At 36.5% G+C, this 2392-nt stretch carries 3 protein-coding genes; all 3 read right to left on the bottom strand.

Annotated features, from left to right (window positions below; genetic code table 11):
• Positions 1-1063, bottom strand: a 1063-nt coding sequence (locus tag PLK24_RS10800; protein WP_324479025.1) for a 2Fe-2S iron-sulfur cluster-binding protein, incomplete at its 3' end; no start/stop codon positions are given.
• A gap of 263 nt (positions 1064-1326) precedes the next feature.
• Positions 1327-1779: a ribose 5-phosphate isomerase B gene (gene rpiB, locus PLK24_RS10795; RefSeq protein WP_324479023.1), complete on the bottom strand. Its 453-nt coding sequence runs from the start codon at positions 1777-1779 to the stop codon at positions 1327-1329.
• A 458-nt stretch (positions 1780-2237) separates the two neighbouring features.
• On the bottom strand, positions 2238-2392 hold a 155-nt coding region (locus PLK24_RS11495), incomplete at its 5' end, for a DAK2 domain-containing protein (RefSeq protein ID WP_349770682.1).

Genomic DNA, 2392 nt, shown 5'->3' with positions numbered 1-2392 from the left:
GGGTTGAATTATTATTCTCAAGGTCATGAGCTCCTATACCAGCAACAATATCGCCCCCAACATATCCAGCAACAGAAGGAAAAATGTATACCCGAGCTTCTGGGTGTATAACTAAATGAAGTCTCCGAGCACTGGTATGATAGGATCGACAAAAAACCGGTGTAAATGGAGCCGTTCCTATCGAGATAGGAGATACTCCTAAAAAAATATGCTCCATTATTGTATTTCCCGCTACCATAACCGACAATATTCGGTTGGGGTCATTCCCGGTCTTTTGGCAAGCCTCCTGGATCAAGTCATTCATCGAAGATAGCAATAATTCTTGAAGATCAGATAGAGCTCCTTGGTTATCTTGAATTGCTCTCAATCGAGATAATACATCGGCTCCAAAACTTGCTTGACGGTTTAAGGCTCCTGCTCGATAAAGAGTTGATCCTGTCTCGAGATCAAGAAGTTCACAAGCTAAAGTCGTTGTTCCAATATCAAAGGCAATTCCTAAAAAAGAAGCCTTTTTAACGTCCGAGTTCGTCCAATAAATCTGTTTTTCATCAAAACCTATTTCAAAACTCTTTTCATCTTGATTTTCAATGCGAGACAGTTCTTGGAGAGCTTGAATTGTCCAGTTTCTAACAAAAGGTGAGGTTGGTAATTGGTTCTCGGCAATCTCTTCAAGGGATAAAGATTGATTTAATGATGGTTTTTTGAGTTGAATATTGATTTTTTTTACTGGTAGTTCTTCTAAAATAGCTTCACCTGATTCCGCTAAAACCTCAACCTTTTGGGTTATCGAGTCGTGAATATCAATTTCAATATCCTCTATTATTTGAGCTTGACAAGCTAAGCGGTATCCTTGAGATATCTTTTCTTTTAAATGTTTTATTTCTTGTGCGGTAGGTTGAGCAACATTTCCTTTTAGAATTTTTATCAAGCACTTTCCACAATACCCAAACCCACCACAATAAGCATTGATATCAATACCTTCTCTTTGAAGTACCTCTAAAATATTTTCGCCAGGTTTAGCTTCAAGCTCTTTACCAAATTGGTCAATTTTAATTTTTGGCATTATATTGTCCTTTTATTTATCAATACTTTTAAGAAGACCAAAAGATTTCTATATTTAACTCCTATTCTGTTAATACAAGATGCGTTATAATAATCAATATTTAAACTCTTTATCCAATGAACATCACTGTAGTTAAAGGATAGAACAACTCTGATAGTTTATCATTTTTGTCAATAGTAAAGTAAGTTCCCATTTATCAATAACAAAATAAAAAACCTCTCCTTTATTTAGGAGAGGTTGGAACATATTCATGGAATAATCGATTATTTCATATATTTCTTTTCAATTTCACGAATTTTTTGCACTTTAGGGAGAGACCTTCCACCCCCGAATTCACTTCCCAACCAAGCATCAACCAGCATTTTAGCTAGTTCTGGACCCACAATATGTCTTCCTAAAGTCATGACATTGGAATCATTGCTTTTTTTCGCTCTTTCAGCTGAATAAATATCATGAGTAGGAGCGGCATAAATCCCGGGGATTTTATTAGCAGCCATGGCCATACCAAGGCCGGTTCCACAGACAAGTATTCCATACTGATGTTTTCCCTCGGTTATAGTCAAACAAGCTTTGAGGGCTATATCTGGATAATCTATTACTTCATCTTCTGAATTCACTCCTAAATCTTCAAATTCAACTCCTTTTTTGTGGAGATGCTCAGCAATAACTTTTTTTAAAGGATATCCAAAATGATCAGATGCCAGAAATAAGGACATGATTCTTCACTCCTTTCCAATTATCAAAACTCTAATAAAAAATCCCATTTGTGGGCTTGATAAATCAAGCCCCTACAAAAGAGTATAAAATCATTGGAGCACAATGTATTGTGCCCATTCTTTAATTAATGTAACGACATGCCATGGCATGTCAAATCCTAGGTTTTTCATCCTCATCTGGTGCCGCTTGGCAGCATGAAGGTCTATCCTGAAAATACAGTAGCAAGTAAATAATTCCTTTTATAACGACCTCTCCCTTTGGATTACGGGAGATAGTTCGTGATTCGACTCGTTTCCAATTCTTTTAAATCCTCCCCCCTTACATAAGGGTGAGATTAATTTACTGCAAAATTAAGTTTTCATCTTCATCTAGTACCAAAACCCGGTATGAACTTCAACCATTTTTAAGAGCAAAAAAAAGAATTACCCAAATGAATTCGAGTTAATATTTTGTTAACTTATCCTTCAACAAAGCTCTTTAAAAAGGCTTCCATGATAAAGAAGCTCGATGCTGCACCTGGATCTATATGACCTATTGAACGTTCTCCCAAACGGCTCGAACGACCTCTTAAGGAAAGCATGTCTTTGGTGGATTCCATACCTTGTTTTGCTG

This window comes from Atribacter sp. (genome assembly GCF_035418125.1).
Taxonomy (GTDB): domain Bacteria; phylum Atribacterota; class Atribacteria; order Atribacterales; family Atribacteraceae; genus Atribacter; species Atribacter allofermentans.
Note: the sequence above shows the minus strand (reverse complement) of the source record. Positions and strands in the feature narration are given on the sequence as shown.